The following is a 21217-nucleotide window of genomic DNA, read 5'->3' on the forward strand; positions in this document are numbered from 1 at the left end:
GATTAATCGAATCAGTTTCGATTATGATAGATCCTTGTGACCGGCGCCACAAGGGCATAATCGAATCAACTTCGATTAGAGAGGTGGGACCGTGGGTAGACCTCGTATCGCACGCCTGGACCGCGAACGGATCGCAAAGGCTGCACTGGAACTAGTCGACCGCGACGGCGACTTCACGATGCCTGACCTGGCGAAACACCTGAATGTTCAAGTCTCGTCGATCTATCACCACGCCAAGGGCCGCGCTGCGGTCGTAGACCTGGTTCGTGATCGCGTCGTACGTGAAATCGACGGGTCGGCGTTCGAGCGCTTGCCATGGGACGAAGCGTTCTCCGAGTGGGCGAGGTCGTATCGAGCCGCGTTCAGTCGCCACCCCACTTCCATCCGCCTCCTCGCCACGGAGACGGTGCGCGACCCCACGTCACTGTCGGTGTACCGCGCTCCCGCTGCGGGTCTGTGCGAGGCGGGATTCCCGGACGACCACATCTTGGCCGTCATCACTGCATCGGAGAATTTTCTGCTCGGAGCGGCACTGGATGCGGCCGCACCGGAGGTCATGATCGAAGCGGACGCGACAACACCCGACGACGCCCTGACTCGGGCACTTGCCGCGGCACCGAGGGGACCGGCCAGGGCCGAGCAAGCCTTCGAACTCGGCTGGACGGCATTGCTTTCAGGTTTTCGACGCCTCTTGCATGAGGTGCACGAGTAGCCTTCGCGAATCCGGCCGGGAGGTCAATGAACGCGCTTACCCGCCAACCAGGTTCGGGACACGACCAGGTCACTGAGCTCCTTGGACGAAGCAAGGTGGCGGGGATCGACGGGCAGCTGGATCATGTCGGCTCGCATGCCCGGAAGGAGGCGACCCCACGAGTTCTCTTCGAACCCTTGATAGGCGATACCGGCCGAATATGTCGCGAGGGCCCAGTCGAGGCCGACGCGTTCACGAGGCAGCCATCCTTCGCTCGGAACTCCTGCAGACGTCTGGCGGTGAATTGCGGTGGCAATTCCCTTGATCGGTTCGTGGGCCGTGATGGGCCAATCGCTGCCGAATGCCACTCGCGCGCCTCGCTCGGCGAGACTTCCGATGCGATATTGCAGCTCACCGCGGTCGACGCCGATACGCGGAATGGTCAGTTCCGTCATCAGAGGATCGAGCTGAGCCCAGAGCGGCTGGAAATTGGCAATCACGCCCAATGATTCGAACCGGTCGAGGTCGTCGCCGTCAACCAATTGCAGATGCGCGATCGTGGCGCGCCGATCACGCGGGCCATTACATCGATCGACGTATTCGATCGCGTCGAGCGCCATGCGTACACCTGCATCACCGATGGCATGGATATGGATCTGAAAGCCCAAACGGTCCACTTCAGCTGCAACCCGACCGAGTTCATCCGTCGTCCAGTTACTGATTCCGTGCGAATGCGGGCAGTCCGAGTACGGCGCAAGGAGCGCTGCCGTGCCCGCCTCGATGACACCGTCGGCGAAGAATTTCACCGTTTCGGCTCTGACTGTGTCACCGCCCCGTTCTGCAACTTTCTGCCGAGCCTCGACAAACGCCGGTAGGTCGGCTTTCCAGCTCTCAGGTGTTGCTCGGAAGGCAAGATTCACTCGCGTCGACAGGCGCCCGCTTTCAGCGGTGGCCAACCAGATCTCGACATCGTCCAACTCGGTCCATGCATCCTGAACCCAAGTGATACCCGCTGCCGCAAGCATTTTCGATGCCGCAGCAAGCGAATCGACTCCGTCGTGAAGTGTTACTTCGGGAAGAAGAGCCAGTACCGGGTTGATCGCTCCCCATTCACGCAGCGTCCCCAGCAACTCGCCGTCAGCTGTTCGCACAATTTCCCCGCCGACCGGATCCGGGGTATCGCGCGTCAGACCGGCGCTCCGAAGCGCGGCGCTGTTGACCCACGCGGTGTGATAGTCCATCGTGCGCAAGACGACGGGCCTGTCCTGCACTACATCGTCGAGCCAGTGGGCGTCGAACAGTCCGCCCGGCGCCAGAGTGGGAGAGACGCCCTCTCCGAAGATGCACTCGGCGTCCGGATTCGCGTCCGCCCAGCGACGCACTTCCCGCACCACCTCGTCGATGCTGTCGCAATCACGAATCTTGGCGCCGCGCATTTCCAGGCCAGCCATCAACGGGTGAACATGGCCGTCGCCGAACGACGGTAGAAGCGCTCCCCCTGCCAAGTCGACAACTTCCGTACGGGCCGACTCCAACGCCCTGGCCGCATCCCCCAAAGCAACAACTCTGCCGCCTGCAACGGCCAATGCGTCACTGACACCGCGGGCCGAGTCCCCCGTACGAATCGTGCCTCCGACGAACAGAAGTTCGGCCTCCACTTCCAGCACCTCCGCAATTAATCGAATTTGATTCGTTTAATCTAGACCGCGTTTGTACCGCCGTCAATAGCGGTTCAGGCGTTGCGAATTGAAGGATCTCGGGCGCTGTTCAGCCCGAAAGCTCAGTATCGCGAATAGTGCTGCATCTCCTCACGATCGGCAGCGCAGATGCACTTTCGATCGAGACCGCGGTCGGCTGTCACTGCGCAGAACCGAACGCCGAGCGGATCGTGGGATTCCATACTGTGCTGACACGCAGGGCAGATGGACGGCGTTTTCTGATCCGCGTCTGTCGACTCGGCTTGCCCTGGTGCATTCGACACATCGGACGGGTTCGACGCCATACAGGCGCTCCAGTTCTCGGCCGTTCGACCACAGACCGGGTTGGCGTCGAGGACGACATGGCTTGACCGCGCATATACGAATGACCCTCGACGTACCCCCACGCTACTCGCTTCGGCGCACCGGTTTGTACCAATTTCTGCCACGCGACAATCACCGTCGAGCAGGATAGAACTACAGCACGCACCATTTCCGTGCAGCGTTCGAATCCGTGCAGCATCCGAAGCGAAAGGGCTTCTTGTGAACACTTTCCAACGTGTATCCGCCGCCGTCAACGTAGTGGTCCAACCACTGATCGGCGCTCCGATCGTGGGCAAATTACTCGGCCGTTCAATGACCGTCATCACCTACGTCGGCCGCAAATCGGGACGTACCTTCAGCGCGCCCGTGTCCTACAAAAGAAAAGGCGACCATGTGACGATCGGAGTTGCCATGCCGGACAAGAAAAGCTGGTGGCGCAATTTCTATCCGGAACAAGGCCCCATCGTTCTCCAACTGGACGGTATCGATCGTCCTGGCGAAGCCCTCGCACATCGAAAAGGCAAGGGAGTTTACGTTTCGGTCGAACTCGCGCCTACGGACTGAAACGATCGAAACGGCACCGGCGCAATCACATTCACTTCACACTGATCGCCTAGCCGTACCTCGGTGATCCATATCTCGTCGCGATCGGGACCTTTGACTCTGTGCAATCGACACTCGGTCTCGCACCGTTCGACGCGGGTTTTTTGTCGACCGTTTGACGAACAACCCGTCCTTGCCAGTACATTACCGTCCGGTAACATCGATGGCAGGCGCGAGCTGGAAGAGGTGACCACCGTGACGATCGGCATCTATCTGGTCGACGACCACGAGATCGTCCGTCGTGGATTGGCAGACCTGTTGAATCAGGTATCGGGACTCAACGTTGTGGGCGAGGCGTCGTGTGTTCGCGAAGCTTCGGACGGAATACCCGAATGCCGACCCGACGTGGTCGTCATGGACGTCAGACTTCCCGACGGCAACGGTGTGGAACTGTGCCGGGAACTGGCGTCGACCTGTCCGGAAGCGGCCACGTTGATGCTCACGTCGTACTCCGACGACGACGCCCTACTCGACGCCCTGATCGCCGGCGCACGCGGATTCGTCCTCAAGAACATCCGCGGCCACGACCTGGTATCCGCGATCCGTACGGTCGCCACCGGCAAATCGCTGTTGAACACTCAGGCGGTGGTCGGTTTGGTCCGGCGCATCCGATCCGAGCAGGAGTCGGGCACTGCGGCAGCACTGTTGACCGATCAGGAACTGTTGATCTTCGAGTTGATCGGCAAGGGGCTGAGCAATCGAGAGATCAGCACGCACGCGGAACTCTCGGAGAAAACAGTCAAGAACTATGTCTCACGCATCCTCGAAAAATTAGGTCTCGAACGTCGAACGCAGGCTGCAGTACTGGCGACCAAGCTTCGTGCGGGCACTGCTTACCCGGATCCATCAGGACAGGCGACCACACACCTACTGACGCCGTCCGGTTCACCATTCTCCGCCACTACAGGCACACACCATGCCAGGTAGCCGCGACGCGCTCATGCTCAGCCTTTTCGGCGACATCGCCGGAAGCGCAGAGCTGACTGCCCTCAACCCGACTGCAATTCCCAAGCTGCTCAGTGCCGTATTGACAGTCGGGTCCACCCTCCAACTCGACGAAACGCTGCAACAGATAGTCGACGTCGCAAGACATGTGCTCGAAGCGGACTACGGTGCGCTCGGCGTGAAGTCTCCCGACGGCCGCTTGTCCCGCTTCATCCATTCCGGTTTGAATCAGGGGCAGGTTGCCAAGATCGGGCATCTTCCCGAAGGTCACGGACTGCTGGGCCTGGTCGTTCAAGAACCTTGTCCGGTTCGAACCGACCGAATCGCCTCACACCCGTCCTCGGCGGGGTTTCCAACCAATCACCCACCGATGGACACGTTTCTCGGTGTTCCGATCTTCGTCAGGGGCGAGGTGTTCGGCAGCATCTACCTCGCGGACAGCTCGGAACGGACTGCATTCGACGACCGTGACGAGGCCGTACTCCAGATTCTGGCAAACGCTGCGAGCATCGCCATCGACAATGCGCGTCTGTTCGAGGAATCCCAAACGCGGGAAGCGTGGCTCAAGGCCGTCGCCGCCGTAAACGCACGCCTGCTCAGTGGAGGATCTCGCGACGAGACACTGGCCGAACTGGTTCGCACGACGCGCCGTCTCACCGACGGCAATCTGGTGTGCATAGTTCGCTACGACCTCGGCGAAGGGCCGGGTGTTCACGTCGCAGAATCCCGGACTCGCGGGATGACCGTCTCGGACGGCACAGTTCTCGATCTTTCCGGAACCGTGATCGACGAAGCTGCCCGCAGCCGGCGAACGATTTCCGCCCCCAGCGCCAGTGCTGTTCCGGCACTGCATGTTTCCAGCGAGGAATCCGTCGTCGCACTCCCATTGTCGGGAACCTCGTTCGGCGGCGGCGTCCTCTTCGCGTCACGCCGCAGCGATCGTCCGTGGGGCGTCGATGAGATCGAGCAGCTGACGGCAATGGCCGACATCGCCGCTGTCACTGTCGAATTCGCCGAACAACAACGAAAAGAGCGACTGGTCGACGTCCTCGAAGATCGAGACCGAATCGCGCGTGATCTTCACGACCACGTCATTCAGCAGTTGTTCGCCACCGGATTGAGTTTGCAGGGGGCATTGCAACGTCCCGGCGACGAGGAAACCATTCGCACGGTGTTGGACAACTCCGTTGATCAACTCGATCGAACGGTCCGCGAAATCCGCACCGCAGTCTTCGACCTCCACACGAGCGAGATGTCGACTCCCACAAGCCTGCGACGCCGATTACTCGACGCCGTCAACGGTCTGTCCGGTCACTCGTCGATCACTCCCAGCGTCACTTTCGAGGGGACCATCGACAGTTCCGTCCCGGCTCGACTCGCCCCGCACGCCGAAGCCGTTGTGCGCGAAGGGTTGAGCAATGCTCTGCGGCACGCCCATGCCAACGCCATCGACGTCACCATCCGGGCAACGGAAGATCTTGTCATCAGCATCGTCGACGACGGTGTGGGAATCGACCAGGCAACCAGAATCCACGGTCTCGACAACCTGGCGACCCGCGCTCGTCAGTGCGGCGGCTCGAGCAACATCACCAGCGAGAACGGCGTCACCGAATTGGTGTGGCGAGTTCCGCTGAGCCCCAGGCGAAGTCCGTTGTCAATCCAGCACGGTTGAGCGTCAGAGCGGATCCAGTTGGGCCTTGAGCAGGCAGAACTCGTTACCTTCTGGATCGGCCAGGACATGCCATTGTTCCTGCCCCGTCTGGCCGATGTCGGTCGGCCGCGCACCAAGACCCAATAAGCGTTCCAGTTCGGCTTCCTGATCGCGGTCGGTGGCGTTGACGTCGATATGCAGGCGGGGCTTACCCTTCTCCGGTTCGTCTCTGCGACTGAGGATGATCGTCGGCTGCGGACCGCCGAACCCTTCGCGCGGGCCGATCTCCAGAGAACCGTCGTGCATTCGATCGAGCACGACGAAGTCCAGGACCTCGCACCAGAACCGCCCCAGAACCTCAGGATCCCGGCAACCGAGCACCAATTCACTGATACGACATGCCATGACAACTCGCTTTCCATCCGCAAGGACAATTGTCATTCGACCGTACCGGACCACGTGATCTACGCCATGCCGCCCTGTCCGATCCTCGGGACCTTTTCCCCTCGTCCGAGGTCGTGGCCGCCGCGATCATTGCGTTTATGTTCCACAGTCCCAAGAATTCTCGGTATTTCGTCACGTCGATGCGCACAGGCGGCCGTCGTGGTTGATCTCGCGCCCCGGCCGGTCGACGAGGTCGATATCCACGTCGGCGCAACTCCCCGGACCGCTCCGAAGGGTTCGAAACTGGTCGAGATCCTGAGGACCACCGATCACAAGATGATCGGGCTGATGTACATCGTGACATCGTTTGCCTTCTTCCTGATCGGCGGACTGATGGCGCTGCTCATGCGCATGGAATTGACTGTCCCGGGAATGCAATTCCTGTCAAACGAGCAGTACAACCAGTTGTTCACCATGCACGGCACGATCATGCTCTTGCTGTACGCGACCCCGGTCTTCTTCGGATTCGCCAACTACCTCATGCCGCTGCAGATCGGCTCGCCGGACGTGTGTTTCCCGCGGCTCAATGCGTTCAGCTACTGGTTGTATCTCTTCGGCGGCCTGATCGCCTCCGCCGGGTTCGTAACACCCGGTGGTGCAGCAGATTTCGGCTGGACCGCTTACGTGCCACTCACCAGCGAACTCCACTCCCCCGGTATGGGTGCCGACCTGTGGATCATCGGGCTTACTCTCGGCGGCGTCGGCACCATCCTCGGCGCAGTCAACATCGTTTCGACGATCGTCTGCCTACGGGCCCCCGGGATGACGATGTTCCGCATGCCGATCTTCACGTGGAATGCGCTGGTCGCCAGCATGCTGATCCTCCTCGTTTTTCCGCTGCTCGCTGCTGCCTTGATCGGGCTGTGGGTGGACCGGCACCTGGGAGCGCATTTGTTCGACCCCGCGACAGGTGGAGTCATGTTGTGGCAGCACCTGTTCTGGTTCTTCGGCCATCCCGAGGTCTACATTCTGGCGCTTCCGTTCTTTGGCATAGTCTCCGAGATCTTCCCTGTCTTCAGCCGCAAGCCGATCTTCGGATACACCGGATTGGTCTACGCAACACTGGGAATTGCAGCTCTGTCGATCGCTGTGTGGGCGCACCACATGTACGCAACCGGCGCCGTTCTCCTCCCCTACTTCTCGTTCATGACCTTCTTGATCGCAGTTCCCACCGGAGTCAAGTTCTTCAACTGGATCGGCACGATGTGGAAGGGGCAGTTGACTTTCGAGTCGCCGATGCTGTTCTCCGTCGGCTTCCTGGTCACATTCCTGTTCGGCGGACTCTCCGGCGTAATTCTCGCAAGCCCGCCCCTGGACTTTCATGTCACCGACTCGTACTTTGTTGTCGCGCATTTCCACTACGTCCTCTTCGGAACAATCGCGTTCGCGACATACGCCGGAATCTATTTCTGGTTCCCGAAAATGACCGGCCGAATGTTGGACGAGAAGCTCGCCAAGATCCATTTCTGGTTGACTCTGATCGGCTTTCACGCGACATTTCTCGTCCAGCATTGGCTCGGCGCTCAGGGTATGCCTCGGCGGTACGCGGATTACCTGCCATCGGACAATTTCACTCTTCTCAACACGATCTCGACCGTCGGCGCGTTTGTGCTCGGAGCCTCGACGATTCCGTTCATCTGGAACGTTTTCAAGAGCTATCGGTACGGCAGGATCGTGACGGTCGACGATCCCTGGGGATTCGGAAACTCACTCGAATGGGCGACGTCCTGCCCGCCACCACGACACAACTTCACCGAACTCCCCCGAATCCGCAGTGAACGGCCGGCATTCGAACTGCACTACCCCCACATGGTCGAGAGGATGCGCGACGAGGCGCACGTCGGACTGCTTGGTCACAAGCCGGTTTCCACGGTAAGCACAGAGGTGAAACGACATGAATGACGGCACGAAGTATCGAGCTTGGGCAGAAAGTCAGCAGGTTGAACGCCGAGCGAAACCCGGCCATCTCCTGATGCCGTTGCTCGTCCTCATGTTCGCAGTCACGACGCTCGTGTGGTTGCCCCTGACAACTGCCGCTTGCTCGATAGTAGTTGCAGGATTGCTGTTCGGCACTGTCCTGCAAGCCAGTTCGCATTCAGCAGAACCTTCGACAGACATAACGCGAGGAGCTCGGAATGACCTCCCAACTTTCGACTGATCTCTTCACCTCGGAGTGGTCCGCAGACGGAGCGGTCGTCGTGTGCATCGATGGATCCCCGCTGCGCACCGACGTGATCACGTGGGCGGCCGAGTTCGCGCATCGCCACAGTCTCTGGATGCGAATAGTTTTCGTAGCTCCGAACTCCGCAGATCCGAACACCGGCGATCCGAATACCTCGGCATCACCGACCGGCCTGTTCATGGAAGCCATTCAGATCGCAGAGTCGGTGTCGCCAGATCTTCGGATCCGGACCGATCTGATCTCCGGGGAGAACACCGCAATCCTCACCGCGTTGACGTCCGAGGCCGCCTTGATCGTCAACCCCTTGATCGTCACTCAACTGGACGATCTCACTGCACCCGCCCCGGCATGTTCATTCGCAACAGTCGGAACTTCGTGTGAAAGCCAGGCTACGGCTGATCTTCCCGTTGTCGTCGGTTTGGACGGAAGCGCCTACAGCGAAAGTGCTCTGGCCATTGCATTCAAGGAAGCCGAGGCGGCGAACACCGAACTGGTCGTTGTGCACGCTGCCCCGCCGGAGGCCGAGCTGAGTCGAAACTTCGAAGCCGGGCACGCGCCCCAGCATTCGACGCCGCTGACGTGGCAACTGTCAGGTTGGGCCACGCTCTACCCCGGCGTCACCATCCGACAGATCGAGTTCGACGGCCCCTCGGTTGCCATTCTGGAACAACTCTCCACCGAAGCAAGGCTTCTCGTCGTGGGCCGGCGCGGCCGAGGTTCGTTCGACGACACCGCTCTCGGCACCACGAGCAGTGCAATGATTCGAAAAGCTCACTGCCCGGTCATCGTTGCGAGCGAAGCCTGAATTGGATCCTCGCTCGGTCAGAACCCGTAACTGTGGATGGGTGCGAGCTGACCGGCGTGGTGGGCTTCGATCACGAAACGCTCGTGGTCGACCAACTTCTCCGGGAGTTCGTCAACCGGCCACCACCGCAGATCTGCAGATTTCAACGGCTCCATCCGGCGTGGTTCACCCGACCACGTGCGGCATTCGTAGAAGAAGTCCACTCGTTGATCCACCGGGTCGAACCCTTCCGCATGTCGGCGATGCAATACGGTGAGTGGCTTCAGTTCCGAGGACAGCAGCTCCACGCCAAGTTCTTCCGCGGCCTCCCTGACAGCCGCATCGAGTGCCGACTCCCCCAGTTCGACGTGTCCCGCAGCAGCGTGAGCCCAGTATCCGTCCATGAAACCGGTGCCCTCACGCAACTGCAACAGCACCTCCGGCCGTTGCGCCGGGTTGCTTCGACGAAACATCACGTACACCGCTGGTACCAGCGCAAATTGATCGGCCACATGACCACGCTATCGTGCGGGAAACGGCGGCGCCCCGCGAGAACAAAGCTCGCGGGGCGCCGTCGGCTAATCTGCTGAATCAGTTGACGTCGAACCTGTCGAGGTCCATCACCTTGGTCCAGGCGGCAGCGAAGTCCTCGGCGAACTTCTGCTTCGCGTCTTCGCTGGCGTACACCTCGGAGAGTGCGCGCAGTTGCGAATTCGATCCGAAAACAAGGTCGACCGCAGTTGCCGTGTACTTCGGATCTCCAGTCGCCCGATCAACCCCGTCGTAGACGTTCTCTTCCGTCTTCGACGGCTTCCACTCGGTACCCATGTCGAGAAGGTTGACGAAGAAATCGTTGGTCAACGTCTCGGGACGGTCGGTGAACACCCCGTGGCCGGTCTTGGCGAAGTTCGCGTTCAGCGCGCGAAGTCCGCCGACCAGAACTGTCACCTCGGGCGGGGTCAGCGACAGCATGTACGCGCGGTCGACCAACAGAATCTCTGCCGGAATCTTCTCCCCTCCCTTGAGGTAGTTCCGGAATCCGTCGGCCCGGGGTTCGAGTACCTCGAACGAGTCGACGTCTGTCTGCTCCTGAGTCGCATCCGTACGTCCCGGCGTGAACGAGACCGTGATGTCTTGTCCGGCGTTCTTCGCGGCCTGCTCGACTGCCGCTGTACCACCCAGAACGATCAGGTCGGCAAGTGAAACCTTGGCTCCACCAGCCTGGTTGAATTCCTGCTGAACTCGCTCGAGGGTCTGAAGCACCGCGGAGAGGGCTGCGGGCTCGTTGACTTCCCAGTTCTTCTGCGGCTCCAGGCGAATTCGAGCACCGTTGGCGCCGCCGCGCATGTCAGTGCTGCGGAAGCTCGCAGCCGACGCCCACGCGGTCGATACCAACTGTGAGACGGACAGCCCGGAATCGAGAAGTCGACTCTTGAGGATCGCGATGTCCGCGTCCCCGATCAGTTGATCATCGGCCGAGGGAACCGGGTCCTGCCACAACTGCGGTTCGGGAACCCACGGTCCCAGGTAACGCGTGACCGGTCCCATGTCGCGATGCAGGAGCTTGTACCAAGCCTTGGCGAACTCTTCAGCGAATTCTTCGGGATGATCGAGCCAACGCCGTGTGATTTTCTCGTACGTCGGATCCAGGCGTAGGGAGAGGTCGGTGGTCAGCATCGTCGGAGTACGTCCGGCCGTCGAATCGAACGGATCCGGGATCGTGCCGGCCCCCGCGCCATCCTTCGGGATCCACTGCCACGCACCCGCCGGGCTCTTGGTCAGCTCCCAGTCGTATCCGTACAGAATCTCCAGGAAAGTGTTGTCCCACTTCGTCGGAGTGGGAGTCCACACGACCTCGAGACCACTGGTGATCGCGTCCTTACCCACGCCCGTACCGAAGGCGCTCTTCCAGCCCAGTCCCTGTTGCTCGACGGGTGCGCCTTCCGGTTCGGGTCCGACGAGGTCGGCCGGACCGGCACCGTGTGTCTTGCCGAAGGTGTGGCCGCCGGCGATCAGCGCGGCCGTTTCCACGTCGTTCATCGCCATGCGAGCGAAGGTTTCTCGGATGTCGCGGGCGGCCGCTACCGGGTCCGGTTGTCCGTTGGGTCCTTCGGGATTGACGTAGATCAGGCCCATCTGAACTGCGCCGAGCGGTCCGGACAGCTCACGGTCTCCGCTGTAGCGCTCGTCGCCGAGCCAGGTGTCCTCAGGACCCCAGTAGATCTCCTCGGGCTCCCAGATGTCTTCTCGGCCGAAGCCGAAGCCGAAGGTCTTGAACCCCATCGACTCCAGAGCGCAGTTGCCTGCGAACACCAGCAGGTCGGCCCAGGAAACCTGCTTTCCATACTTCTGCTTGACCGGCCAGAGCAGGCGACGTGCCTTGTCGAGGCTGGCGTTGTCCGGCCAACTGTTGAGCGGGGCGAAACGCTGAGCGCCCTGACCGCCACCGCCGCGGCCGTCTGCGATGCGATAGGTGCCGGCAGCATGCCAGCTCATACGCACGAAGAGTCCGCCGTAGTGTCCGTAGTCGGCCGGCCACCAATCCTGCGACGCCGTCATCAGCGCGATGACGTCGCGCTTGAGCGCCTCGACATCGAGTTTGGCGAATTCCTGGGCGTAGTCGAAGTCGGCACCCATGGGATTCGACTTCGACGAATGTGAATGCAAGACAGAGAGATCCGGCTGATTCGGCCACCAGTCCCGGTTGGTTCTCGGACGATTCCCGGTCGGTGTCGGAGACGGGATCGCGGGGTTTTCACTTTCGCTGGTGCTCGCGGTGTTTCCATCGTGAGCAACCGGGCAACTATCGGACACGGTAATCCCTCCATGAGCGAGTAGAACGGACTTCGATCACGGGTGTGATCGCAAACTCTGAGTTGTCGAACAGTCGGCACACAGGCCCCAGTAGATGACCTCGGCTTCATCGAGGACGAAGCCGTTGTGCGCCGACGGCGTCAAGCACGGTGCCTCTCCGACTGCACAGTCGACATCTGCAACGACCCCGCAGGACCGGCAGACGACGTGATGGTGGTTGTCACCGACGCGAGACTCGTACAGCGCCACCGATCCGGACGGTTGGATCCGCCTGATCAGCCCGGCGTCGGTGAGAGCGTGCAACACGTCGTAGACCGCCTGCCGCGACACCCCTGGCAGAACAGCCCGCACAGCATCGAAGACAGTCTCGGTGGCTGCGTGTGGGCGTGCATGCACAACCTCGAGCACCGTGACTCTGGGACGAGTCACGCGAAGCTCAGCGTTACGCAGTTGGGCTGCATAATCCGGCGTCGAAGGCACCTTTCCACTATTGCGCAATCTTCTGGACTGAACCCAGACTTTCGCGAAAATCCTCGCCTACGCAGATTTGCCGACCGATTCGTCAGCGCTCCGAACAGGACGAACGGGCCCGGGAATCATGGGAGATGAACTGGGGGTAGGTCTTGTTGCGCCAGTCGCAGTTCAGCGGCGGCGATGACGCCGGGGAAGTAGTAGTGCCCCTCCGGCGACTGAACAAGAGATGCAGCGTCGATACCGTCGACTTCCCATACGTCAACCGCGCCGCCGGTGTTGTTCATTCTGACAAACCAGTCCCGTTCGCCCTCGTCGCTGGCGAGGAAGCATCCCTCCTGCTCTGCTCGTAGACTTCCTGCGATTCCGCGAGCTGAGCCCATTCGGCGCCAGTCCAATCCATACCGCTGGATCGACGCACGGTTCAAGGCGGAGGTGACGTGGTAGCGGGTCGACATCGTCCAAAGGTAACAATCTTCCGTTTGTTCCAACTACGGTGAAGGGGAGAATCCGCCGAGGTCAGGAGTGATCGTGCCCAAATTGGAGATCAAGAGGAAGTCACAACTCTCACGGCAGGAAGTCGCCGACCGACTCATCGCCCTCGGCCAGGCCCTCGCCAGTGGATCGGAAGTGGAACTGGGGTCGGGTGGGGACTCGATCGAAATCAGTGTTCCGGAACAGGTTCGGTGGGAACTCGAGATCGAAGTCGACGGTAACGAGGTCGAGATAGAAATCGAGATTCACTGGCGCGACGACCCTCAGGAAGAATCAGAAGAGAAGTCTCCGCCGCCCACCAAAGCAGTTCGTCGCAGCCGACCGCGCAAGAGCACTGCCAAATAGGCCAACCCGGGTGCGGTTGTCAGGCAATTACGGAGACGCCGACACCTCGAGAGACACAACGCGCAGCAGTGCTCGGAGATCACTTTCGATCCGTCGAAACAGTTGATACACAACGATGAAGCCCGCGATCCCGCCCAGACACAGCGCACGGACGGTTGCGTTGAGTTCCTCCCCGGCCCCGGAACCGACAAAACTGAGTCCCGCGATTCCCACCAGTGGAACCGACGCCGCGACTGCGAGGTAACGCGTGCTGCTCCGACCCAACGAGCGAATATCGCGTCCGTCGTCGCTTCGTAACTCGCCGTGTGACAACAAGATCGGATACAGACATCGAACCGAGTAGTACGTCAGGATGAAGAACGGATACGCGACTGCGACGGCGCCGCACACTGCCAGCGACGACATCAGGTGCACGTATGCTCGTTGCGGAATTCCTCCGGCGGCAATCTGCAACGCAACTGGATATGCGATACCGGCCAGGACCCACAGACCGAATGCGATCACCACCGCGCGGTGTCCGACGTTCAGCGTCGCGGTACGCGCTTTGTTCAAGACCTCCGCGCTGTACGTCTGACCGTGACGCAGTCCGTGAGGCACAGTGAGCGCAAGCCGGCACCAATACAGGATCGCCGCGGCACCGAGTGAGAACGCGGCCACCCCGATGACCAGATGAACCTGCTCGAGGTGCTGCTGAGCCTGGGGCGAGAGTCCCGAAATGATCAGCATCTTGTTGTAGTAGTAGTTGTAGCCCGCCGCCAGGAGATTCGGAATTCCGATCGCGGCCAGAAGAATCGGCAGTGCCCACTTCCACAACGTCGAACGCGGGCTCCCTTCCGGTGGGTCCACCAGGTTCCGGGCAGACCGGTCCAGACACAGTGCGAACTGACGGGCAAGCTTTCGTCCGCCAGACCACCTTCCGTCTCTCTCGGGCGAAAGAGACTTCACCAGTACTCGGCGCAGCGCCGGCGGGCAGTCGTCCGGTAACCGGGCCTCGGCCGCGGGATCCACCCCACGCCGACGTGCCTCGAGCGCCTTCTTGGGCGACGGTGGGTTCTCCCCCGTGCCGTCGTCCGTGAAAGGCCTACTCCCGGTGAGGAGTTCCCACAGCATCACACCGAGCGCATAGATGTCACTACGGGTGTCGAGTGTGCCGGGAGACCCCACGGCACAGGCCTCCAACTGCTCTGGAGACATGTAGGCGAGCGAGCCTCCGACAAAACAGGCAGCGTCCTCGGTCGAGACCTCCTCGCTCGAACTGACGTTGAAGTCAGCGAGTTTGGGAATGCCTTCGACACTGAGAAGTACGTTCGCCGGCTTGATGTCCCGATGTAGTACGCCGTGCTCACGCGCGTACTCGAGGGCGTCGGCCAGTCTCATTCCCATCCAGGCCACGGTCTCCGGCCACGACATCGCTGCGATCTCGCTCCGTAAACTCGTCTCGCTCGGTTTCATCTCTCCCTTCTTCGCCAGGGTCTGATCGATGGCGTCGAGAAGTAGTTGTCCGGACCGCTGAGCCTGCGGTGTCACGCGGACAAGTTTGACCACGTCGAGCAAGGTCCCGCCTGGCACGTATTCCATGAACAGAACTCGCAGTGCGCGTTCCTCGAGCAGCCGTTGATCGAAGACGCGAACGATGTTGGGATGGTCGAGTTGGGCGAGAGTCTGCGGCTCGACCCCGACGTTGCGCGAGATTTTCAACGCAACCCACCGCTGCATCGACAGTTGCCGTGCCAGGAACACTCGGGCGAATGCACCGTGCCCGAGTTCCAACACCAGTTCGAAATCATCGAGGCGCTGCCCGATCTCGAACTCGTCGAAACCCGAGAGCCCCAACATCATCACGTCTTCTCGACCGGCCATCGAATCACGGTCGAACAACCGCTCGAAACCCTCTGCTTGCAAAGGGAACTCGCTGAGGTACTCGGCCGCTACGACGTCCTCCCCGCCCTGCTTCCGCAGCCGGAACTCCTCGTACAGAAGCTCGGCCGGTAGTGGCTCTTCGAGCAATTCCGGGTACTCGGCGCAATACTCCGTGAGTCGTTTCGGACCGTCATTCTTCAGCCAGCGGTACTCCATGTCGATTCCGACCAGTTCGATCAGCGCGCCCCGACGAATCTTGGCTGGATCGGGCAGATATTCACTCAGGTCGGACGGGGTTCGTCCTCCCTCCCAGTCCCCGACCAGGCGCCCGAGACCGTCGGCATCGTTCGATTCGCCGCGTACTACCGGCAGTGCGGACAGGCGCAACTCGGTGACGGTGCCCCGTTCGGTCAGGGGCCCGCTCGCGACTGTCGCGTCACTGGCCTGCGCACCACGTTCATTCATGAGTTCTGCTCCGCACCTCGAGCACGATGAATCGAGGCGACTCATTTCAGCGTAACCCCGGCGGTACCTCTGACCCCAGCGAATCTATTCGGCGTGAACTGCCGACTTCGTGCCGATACGAACGAGTTCTTCGCGGTCACCGATCTTGACGCGTGGACGACCGTGCTCGACACCGAGGTCCTTTTCGGCGGCATCGATACGAAGCCATCCTTCCCAATCGACGGGAAACAGATCGCCGGCCGCGAGGACCTCCTCGATCCGGCTGCGATCTGCTCGGCGCCCGCCGAACGAATCAAGTTGGCGCAGCATCGTTTCGACTGTTTGGCGGGCGTCTGGCCGCGCCGCACCGATCAGCCCCGCGGCACCGCGCTTCATCCAACCGGTCACGAACAAGCCCGCGATCGGTAGACCGCTCTCGTCGACCACCGCGCCGCTCCGGTGCGAAACTATGCCGCGCCCGTGATCGAAGGGCACCCCGGCAAGTGGCGTGCCGAGGAATCCGATTGCCCGGTACACAGCTTGAACCGGATAGTCGGTACAGACACCCGAAGCGGTGACGTGACCGTAGCCGTCGGGGTCAGTCCGCTCGACGCGGAGTGCCTCGACTTTCCCGTTACCGAGAATCTCCACGGGCTGTCGGTAGAAGTGCAGGTGAACTCGACGCTGGGCAGTTCGGTCGGCAGGTGCAGTGTCCGCGAAACTACGGAGTGTCTCGACTGCCAGTCGGGTGTGCACCAACTGTTTTGTCATCCGCTCGATATGCCGGTCCGGCGCGACATCGGCAGCATCGACGACAACATCTACGCCGGGTAGTTCACCGAGAGCGCGCAACTCGTTCGGGGAGAATCGAGCGTCGGCGGGTCCGCGCCGGACAAAGATGTGTACTTCACGAACGCGACTGCCGGCGATCCCTTCCCGAACTTCGTCGGAGACGTCCGTGGCCTGCAGCGATTGCGCCTCGGCGAGGAGCATCCGCGTGACATCGAGCGCGACATTGCCGCCGCCGATCACTGCCACCGACTCGGCGTGCAGGGGCCAATGTTGGGGGGCGTCGGGGTGATCGTTGTACCAACCGACAAAATCGGCGGCCCCGAATGAACCGGGAAGCTCGACGCCTGGAATGTCGAGTAGTGCATCCCGCGGCGCACCGGTTGCAATGATCACCGCGTCGTAGGAAGAACGTAGGTCCTCGACGGAAAGGTCCTTTCCGATCTCTGCGTTGCAGAACAGCCGGAAGTCACTGGCGACCAGCACGGTGTGTAGAGAATCGACGAACTTTTCGGACTCGGCGTGCCCTGGGGCGAGACCGTAGCGCACGAGTCCGTACGGCGTCGGTAGACGCTCGAACATGTCTATCTTGGTGCCAGGAGCCAGTTCAGCGAGAGCGCCGGCAGCGTGGATTCCCGCCGGCCCTGCTCCGACGATCGCGACCCTGAGCGGTGGTGAGAAAATCCGGGGCGCCGCCGGCGGGGATACCGCTGAACCTCTAGCGTTGATCATGCCCCGAGGCTAGGACCTCAACTGCGCTGGAGATCAAGTCCGCTTTTCAGTAACCCGCTTTTCAGTAACCCGCTTTTCAGTAACCCTGCTCGGCCGGCTTGTGCTCGGTTGTGTAGCGGTAGAAGTCCGCCAGTTGGAGTTCACCGGCCGCTGCCTCGTCGACGACGACTGTCACGTGCGGATGCAACTGAAGTACCGATGCCGGGCAGAACGCCGACACCGGACCTTCAATCGCAGCCCGGACCGCGGGGGCTTTGCGCGCCCCCTCCGCAATCAGCACAAGATGCTTTGCATCACTGATGGTTCCGAGACCCTGCGTGATCACGTGATGCGGCACATCGGCTGGGTCTGCGAAGAACCGCGCGTTGTCGGCGCGGGTCCTTTCGGTCAAGGTCTTCACTCGGGTACGCGATGTGAGTGAGGAGGACGGCTCGTTGAAGCCGATGTGCCCGTTGAGACCGATGCCGAGAATCTGCACGTCGATGGGACCGTTGTCGACGATGGCAGCGTCGTAACGCCGTGCAGCTTCACTGGGATCCGCGGCTCCCCCGTCGGGGCTGAACACTCGCGCATTGTCGATGTCGAGGTGATCGACGAGTTCCGTGCGGATGGTGTGCGCGTAGGACTGCGGCTGATCGGGCGTGAGACCTACGTACTCGTCGAGAAGATACGCGCTCATCGCCGCGAACGACACTCCCGATTCTCGATGCCGCTTGATCAGCTCCCGATACGTGTGCAGCGGTGACGATCCCGTCGCGAGGCCGAGCGTCCGCGCTCCGTTTTCGATTGCGCCGCAAACGATGTCGGCAGCGATTCGCCCGCCGTCTTCCGGACTGGGAACTATGACGATTTCCATTCAGGCTTCCTCTCTGCTCTTGCCGGCTCCGACGATGGCCTCGCGTACGGAACCCGAAGCGCGATCCAACAATTCGGTTGCTTCGGCGAAGTCGCATTCGGCCAACAACATGACGACCGCTGCCTTCACATGACCGTCGGCATTCTCGATGGTCTCCGAAGCGATCTCGGTATCCACTCCGGTGGCTGCCGCGACGATCCGGTTTGCACGATCGACCAGTTTGGCGTTGGTAGGCCGAAGGTCGACCATCAGGTTGTGAAACGCCTTGCCGGAACGGACCATGCTTGCCGTCGAAAGCATGTTGCACACCATCTTCTGTGCAGTCCCGGCCTTGAGCCTCGTCGATCCGGTGAGGATCTCGGGGCCGGTCTCCACTTCGATGGCCACTCCGGCGTGCGAACTCATTGCCGCATTTCGGTTGCACGAGACTGCCACTGTTGCGGCGCCGAGTGCGCGGGCATGGTCGAGTCCCCCGATGACATAGGGAGTACGACCACTCGCCGCCAGACCCACCACGACGTCCGTGGCGTTCAACGAGATTGCGTCGAGGTCGGCCCCAGCCGCTCGCGGATCGTCCTCTGCTCCCTCGACGGCGTTCAGAAACGCTCCCGGGCCACCGGCGATGATTCCGATCACCTCGCCTGGATCGGTCCCGAAAGTCGGAGGGCATTCCACCGCGTCGAGCACTCCCAGACGCCCACTGGTCCCAGCTCCCAGGTAGATCAGCCGACCACCTTGTGCCCGAGCGGTGACGATCGAATCGACTGCGGCTTCGATGGCCGGTAACACCGCCGCGACCGCGTCGGCCACGATTGCGTCCTGCTGGTTCATCACCGTCAGCAGATCCGACACCGACATGACGTCGAGATCGCGGGTGAGAGGGTTCGGTCTCTCGGTAGACAGCATGTCCAATTGCATTGTGGCGAGTCCTCCTCGATCAAATTTCACTACGACGACTCCTCGTCAGTAATCACAGCGACGACTCCTCGTCAGTAATCACAGCGACGACTCCTCGTCAGTGACGCTTCGAAGCAATGGCATCATGACTTCGTTGCAGCGCAGACAGGGCGCTCGGCAGCGAGTGCGCGACCATCGCAAAAATTGTGTCGACTACCAACAGCTGGCCGGCGCGGCTTGCCATTGCTGCCGACCGGAAACCGAATTCTCTACCGGCAGTGAGTAGAACGTGGTGTGACTGCACAGCGAGCGTCGACCGCGCCCCGCCGGTGATCGCGGCCGTCGACGCCCCGGTACGACGGGCAAGGGCAAGCGGTTCGACCACATCAGAAGTCTCGCCGGAATGCGAGATTCCCACTGCTATGTCGTCCGGCCCGAGCAAACTGGCGCTGACCATCGCCGCGTCTCGGTCGAGATGAACCCGGCAGTTGACGTCGATCCGCGAGAGCTTCAACGTGAGGTCTTGCGCGACGATGCCTGACGCGCCGATGCCGTACACCTCGACCCGGCGGGCGGATCGGATCCGCGACACCACTTCTTCGAGTGCAACAGGGTCAGTCAATTGTGCTGTGCCCTTAAGTTGTTCGGATTCGAACTCTGCGAGTTTGGCCATGACTTCACTGGCAGAGTCGGCGGCAACGATGTCCACACCGAGTGGAATCGAATCACTTGACGCGGAACCGCTGATGGCCGCCAATGCCAGACGAAGCTGGGGATACCCCTCGAAACCGAGCCTTTTGGCTGTGCGGACCACTGTCGCCGTACTTGTCGACGCTCGTTCGGCAAGATCGTTGACCGTCAGTGTGGACGCCAGGCTGGGGTCGGCTTCGATGATTTCGGCGATCCGCAGCTCGGCAGGTGAGAGGCTGCTCAGTGATGCGCGAATACGAGCAAGCAGGTCGACGGACGCCGGAGCACTCCGGTCCAAAGTCATAACGCCTCGATTCGCATCGTTTTCGGAGCTGACGGCACCGATGTGATTCTAGGCAGCCCACGGCTTCCTGGCGTCAAAGATCCGAGCACACTGGCGTGACGCGCACCGGTGCACGAAGCAATACTGCCGGGCAATCCGTGTGCGGTGAGGAAGCCGAGAACCGCGAAAGCCAATGCTTCCTTGATGTCGGAGGTGACTCCGAGTTCGTCCGAAGAGACAAGCGCGATGTCGCCCAGTTCGTCACGGAGCATCGCCATCAACGTCGGGTTCTTGGTGCCACCACCTGACACCACCACTTCGGTGGCCGCGAGTGCTTTGACGGAATCGGCGACGGTCCGGGCCGTCAGTGCAGTCAGAGTCGCGACGATGTCTGCCAGAGACAACGACTCGTAGCCCCGCAGAGCGGCGAGCAGATAGTCCCGATGAAACAATTCTTTGCCCGTGCTCTTGGGAGCGGGCTGCGTGTAATACGGTTCGCTCAGTAGATGTGCAAGCAGATCGACGTTCGGCGTGCCGGCTGCACCCAGAGCGCCACCGAGGTCGAACCACTGCTCCCCCGCAGTGAATTCGCTTACCGCCGCATCGATCAGCGCATTTGCCGGGCCGGTGTCGAAGGCAATCGGTACTGCGGGACCATCTGCCGTCGTACCGCCGCCACCCGGAGCAGTGACGTTCGCGATGCCACCGAGATTGAGCGCGACGGAACCCGAAGTTCTTCCGTTGAGCCACAATACGTCGAACGCGCTGACCAATGGTGCACCCTGTCCACCCGTCGCCACGTCGCGAGAGCGCAGGTCCGACACGACGGTGCATCCGGTCTTCTCGGCTATCCAGGCCGGCTGCCCGAGTTGGAGAGTGCCCTTTACTTGCGCTCCTTCGACCCAGTGGAACATCGTCTGCCCATGTGAGGAGATCAATTCCGCACTGCCGCCACACAGTTCCGCGTTCGCCCGCGCAGCCACGGCCGCGAATGCCTGCCCGATCTCGGTGTCGAGTTGGCAGATCTGACCGACAGTGGTGGACGCAGGCGGTACCGCAGCGGCCACCGCTGCCCGCAACTCACCGGAATATGGTTCGCTGACCATCCCCAGTGGGGTCAGCACAAGAGTGTCCCCGTCGATCCGGATATCTGCTGCGGCAGCATCGATAGCGTCGTACGAAGTACCGGACATCAGGCCGATGACTCTCATGAAATTTCC

The 21217-nt window shown here is 61.3% G+C and carries 20 protein-coding genes; 7 read left to right on the top strand and 13 right to left on the bottom strand.

The genetic code is table 11. The features are described from left to right. Positions 1 to 91: 91 nt before the first annotated feature. Positions 92 to 712, top strand: a complete 621-nt coding sequence (locus tag QMA15_RS12840; RefSeq protein ID WP_020968683.1) for a TetR/AcrR family transcriptional regulator C-terminal domain-containing protein — start codon at positions 92 to 94, stop codon at positions 710 to 712. A gap of 23 nt (positions 713 to 735) precedes the next feature. On the opposite strand, the gene QMA15_RS12845 is transcribed toward QMA15_RS12840, so the two are convergent. Both QMA15_RS12845 and QMA15_RS32770 read right to left on the bottom strand, forming a co-directional pair. Continuing rightward, positions 736 to 2349, bottom strand: coding sequence for an amidohydrolase (locus tag QMA15_RS12845; protein ID WP_279163180.1), 1614 nt, complete (start codon positions 2347 to 2349; stop codon positions 736 to 738). A gap of 122 nt (positions 2350 to 2471) precedes the next feature. Further along, positions 2472 to 3035: an RGCVC family protein gene (locus QMA15_RS32770; protein ID WP_306305299.1), complete on the bottom strand. Its 564-nt coding sequence runs from the start codon at positions 3033 to 3035 to the stop codon at positions 2472 to 2474. On the opposite strand from QMA15_RS32770, the gene QMA15_RS12855 reads away from it, so the two are divergent. The 3 genes from QMA15_RS12855 to QMA15_RS12865 all read left to right on the top strand — a co-directional run bounded on the left by QMA15_RS12855 (position 2932) and on the right by QMA15_RS12865 (position 5932). Continuing rightward, entirely contained in the window at positions 2932 to 3276 is a 345-nt protein-coding gene (locus QMA15_RS12855) for a nitroreductase/quinone reductase family protein (RefSeq protein ID WP_019747516.1), read from the top strand. The two genes, QMA15_RS32770 and QMA15_RS12855, sit on opposite strands and share 104 nt — an antisense overlap. Before the next feature lie 234 nt (positions 3277 to 3510). Then, a complete protein-coding gene (locus tag QMA15_RS12860) occupies positions 3511 to 4242 on the top strand; it encodes a response regulator transcription factor (RefSeq protein WP_060938362.1) in 732 nt (243 codons plus the stop codon). Further along, entirely contained in the window at positions 4232 to 5932 is a 1701-nt protein-coding gene (locus QMA15_RS12865; protein WP_046378073.1) for a GAF domain-containing protein, read from the top strand. Before QMA15_RS12860 ends, QMA15_RS12865 begins: the two co-directional genes overlap by 11 nt. Positions 5933 to 5935: 3 nt before the next feature. Here QMA15_RS12865 and QMA15_RS12870 read toward each other — a convergent pair whose 3' ends face one another. Further along, positions 5936 to 6316 (bottom strand): VOC family protein, encoded by a 381-nt coding sequence (locus QMA15_RS12870; RefSeq protein ID WP_279163217.1) that lies wholly within the window; start codon positions 6314 to 6316, stop codon positions 5936 to 5938. 198 nt (positions 6317 to 6514) lie between these two features. Here QMA15_RS12870 and ctaD point away from each other — a divergent pair, with 198 nt between their 5' ends. Together ctaD and QMA15_RS12880 are read left to right on the top strand one after the other, a co-directional pair. Beyond that, positions 6515 to 8257: a cytochrome c oxidase subunit I gene (gene ctaD / locus QMA15_RS12875; protein ID WP_020906509.1), complete on the top strand. Its 1743-nt coding sequence runs from the start codon at positions 6515 to 6517 to the stop codon at positions 8255 to 8257. 233 nt (positions 8258 to 8490) lie between these two features. Then, on the top strand, positions 8491 to 9342 hold the full coding sequence (locus tag QMA15_RS12880; RefSeq protein WP_279163179.1) for a universal stress protein: 852 nt from the start codon (positions 8491 to 8493) through the stop codon (positions 9340 to 9342). Positions 9343 to 9359: 17 nt separating this feature from the next. On the opposite strand, the gene QMA15_RS12885 is transcribed toward QMA15_RS12880, so the two are convergent. From QMA15_RS12885 to QMA15_RS12900, 4 genes are all read right to left on the bottom strand, one after another. Next, entirely contained in the window at positions 9360 to 9833 is a 474-nt protein-coding gene (locus QMA15_RS12885; RefSeq protein ID WP_279163178.1) for an NUDIX domain-containing protein, read from the bottom strand. Between the two features lie 79 nt (positions 9834 to 9912). Then, a complete protein-coding gene (gene katG, locus QMA15_RS12890; RefSeq protein ID WP_279163177.1) occupies positions 9913 to 12135 on the bottom strand; it encodes a catalase/peroxidase HPI in 2223 nt (740 codons plus the stop codon). 36 nt (positions 12136 to 12171) lie between these two features. Further along, positions 12172 to 12615 carry a Fur family transcriptional regulator gene (locus tag QMA15_RS12895; RefSeq protein WP_020906505.1) on the bottom strand — a complete coding sequence of 148 codons (444 nt, stop codon included), beginning with the start codon at positions 12613 to 12615 and terminating at the stop codon, positions 12172 to 12174. Between the two features lie 116 nt (positions 12616 to 12731). Next, positions 12732 to 13064, bottom strand: a complete 333-nt coding sequence (locus QMA15_RS12900) for a hypothetical protein (protein ID WP_037119238.1) — start codon at positions 13062 to 13064, stop codon at positions 12732 to 12734. A gap of 73 nt (positions 13065 to 13137) precedes the next feature. On the opposite strand from QMA15_RS12900, the gene QMA15_RS12905 reads away from it, so the two are divergent. Next, the gene (locus QMA15_RS12905) at positions 13138 to 13446 is read left to right on the top strand and encodes an amphi-Trp domain-containing protein (protein ID WP_024487387.1); all 309 of its coding nucleotides are present in this window, start codon (positions 13138 to 13140) and stop codon (positions 13444 to 13446) included. Positions 13447 to 13473: 27 nt separating this feature from the next. On the opposite strand, the gene QMA15_RS12910 is transcribed toward QMA15_RS12905, so the two are convergent. From QMA15_RS12910 to QMA15_RS12935, 6 genes are all read right to left on the bottom strand, one after another. Then, positions 13474 to 15771 (bottom strand): serine/threonine-protein kinase, encoded by a 2298-nt coding sequence (locus tag QMA15_RS12910; protein ID WP_279163176.1) that lies wholly within the window; start codon positions 15769 to 15771, stop codon positions 13474 to 13476. A gap of 84 nt (positions 15772 to 15855) precedes the next feature. Next, positions 15856 to 17271, bottom strand: a complete 1416-nt coding sequence (locus QMA15_RS12915) for an FAD-dependent oxidoreductase (protein ID WP_290284766.1) — start codon at positions 17269 to 17271, stop codon at positions 15856 to 15858. A gap of 76 nt (positions 17272 to 17347) precedes the next feature. Beyond that, positions 17348 to 18127, bottom strand: coding sequence for a glucosamine-6-phosphate deaminase (gene nagB / locus QMA15_RS12920; protein WP_020968669.1), 780 nt, complete (start codon positions 18125 to 18127; stop codon positions 17348 to 17350). Next, positions 18128 to 19045, bottom strand: coding sequence for an N-acetylmuramic acid 6-phosphate etherase (murQ, locus tag QMA15_RS12925; protein WP_020968668.1), 918 nt, complete (start codon positions 19043 to 19045; stop codon positions 18128 to 18130). A 97-nt stretch (positions 19046 to 19142) separates the two neighbouring features. Continuing rightward, entirely contained in the window at positions 19143 to 20018 is an 876-nt protein-coding gene (locus QMA15_RS12930; RefSeq protein ID WP_290284771.1) for a MurR/RpiR family transcriptional regulator, read from the bottom strand. After that, positions 20015 to 21208: an anhydro-N-acetylmuramic acid kinase gene (locus QMA15_RS12935; RefSeq protein WP_020906499.1), complete on the bottom strand. Its 1194-nt coding sequence runs from the start codon at positions 21206 to 21208 to the stop codon at positions 20015 to 20017. The genes QMA15_RS12930 and QMA15_RS12935 overlap by 4 nt, the downstream gene beginning before the upstream one ends. Positions 21209 to 21217: the final 9 nt, after the last annotated feature.

Source organism: Rhodococcus sp. APC 3903 (assembly GCF_030407755.1).
Lineage (GTDB): Bacteria > Actinomycetota > Actinomycetes > Mycobacteriales > Mycobacteriaceae > Rhodococcus_F > Rhodococcus_F erythropolis.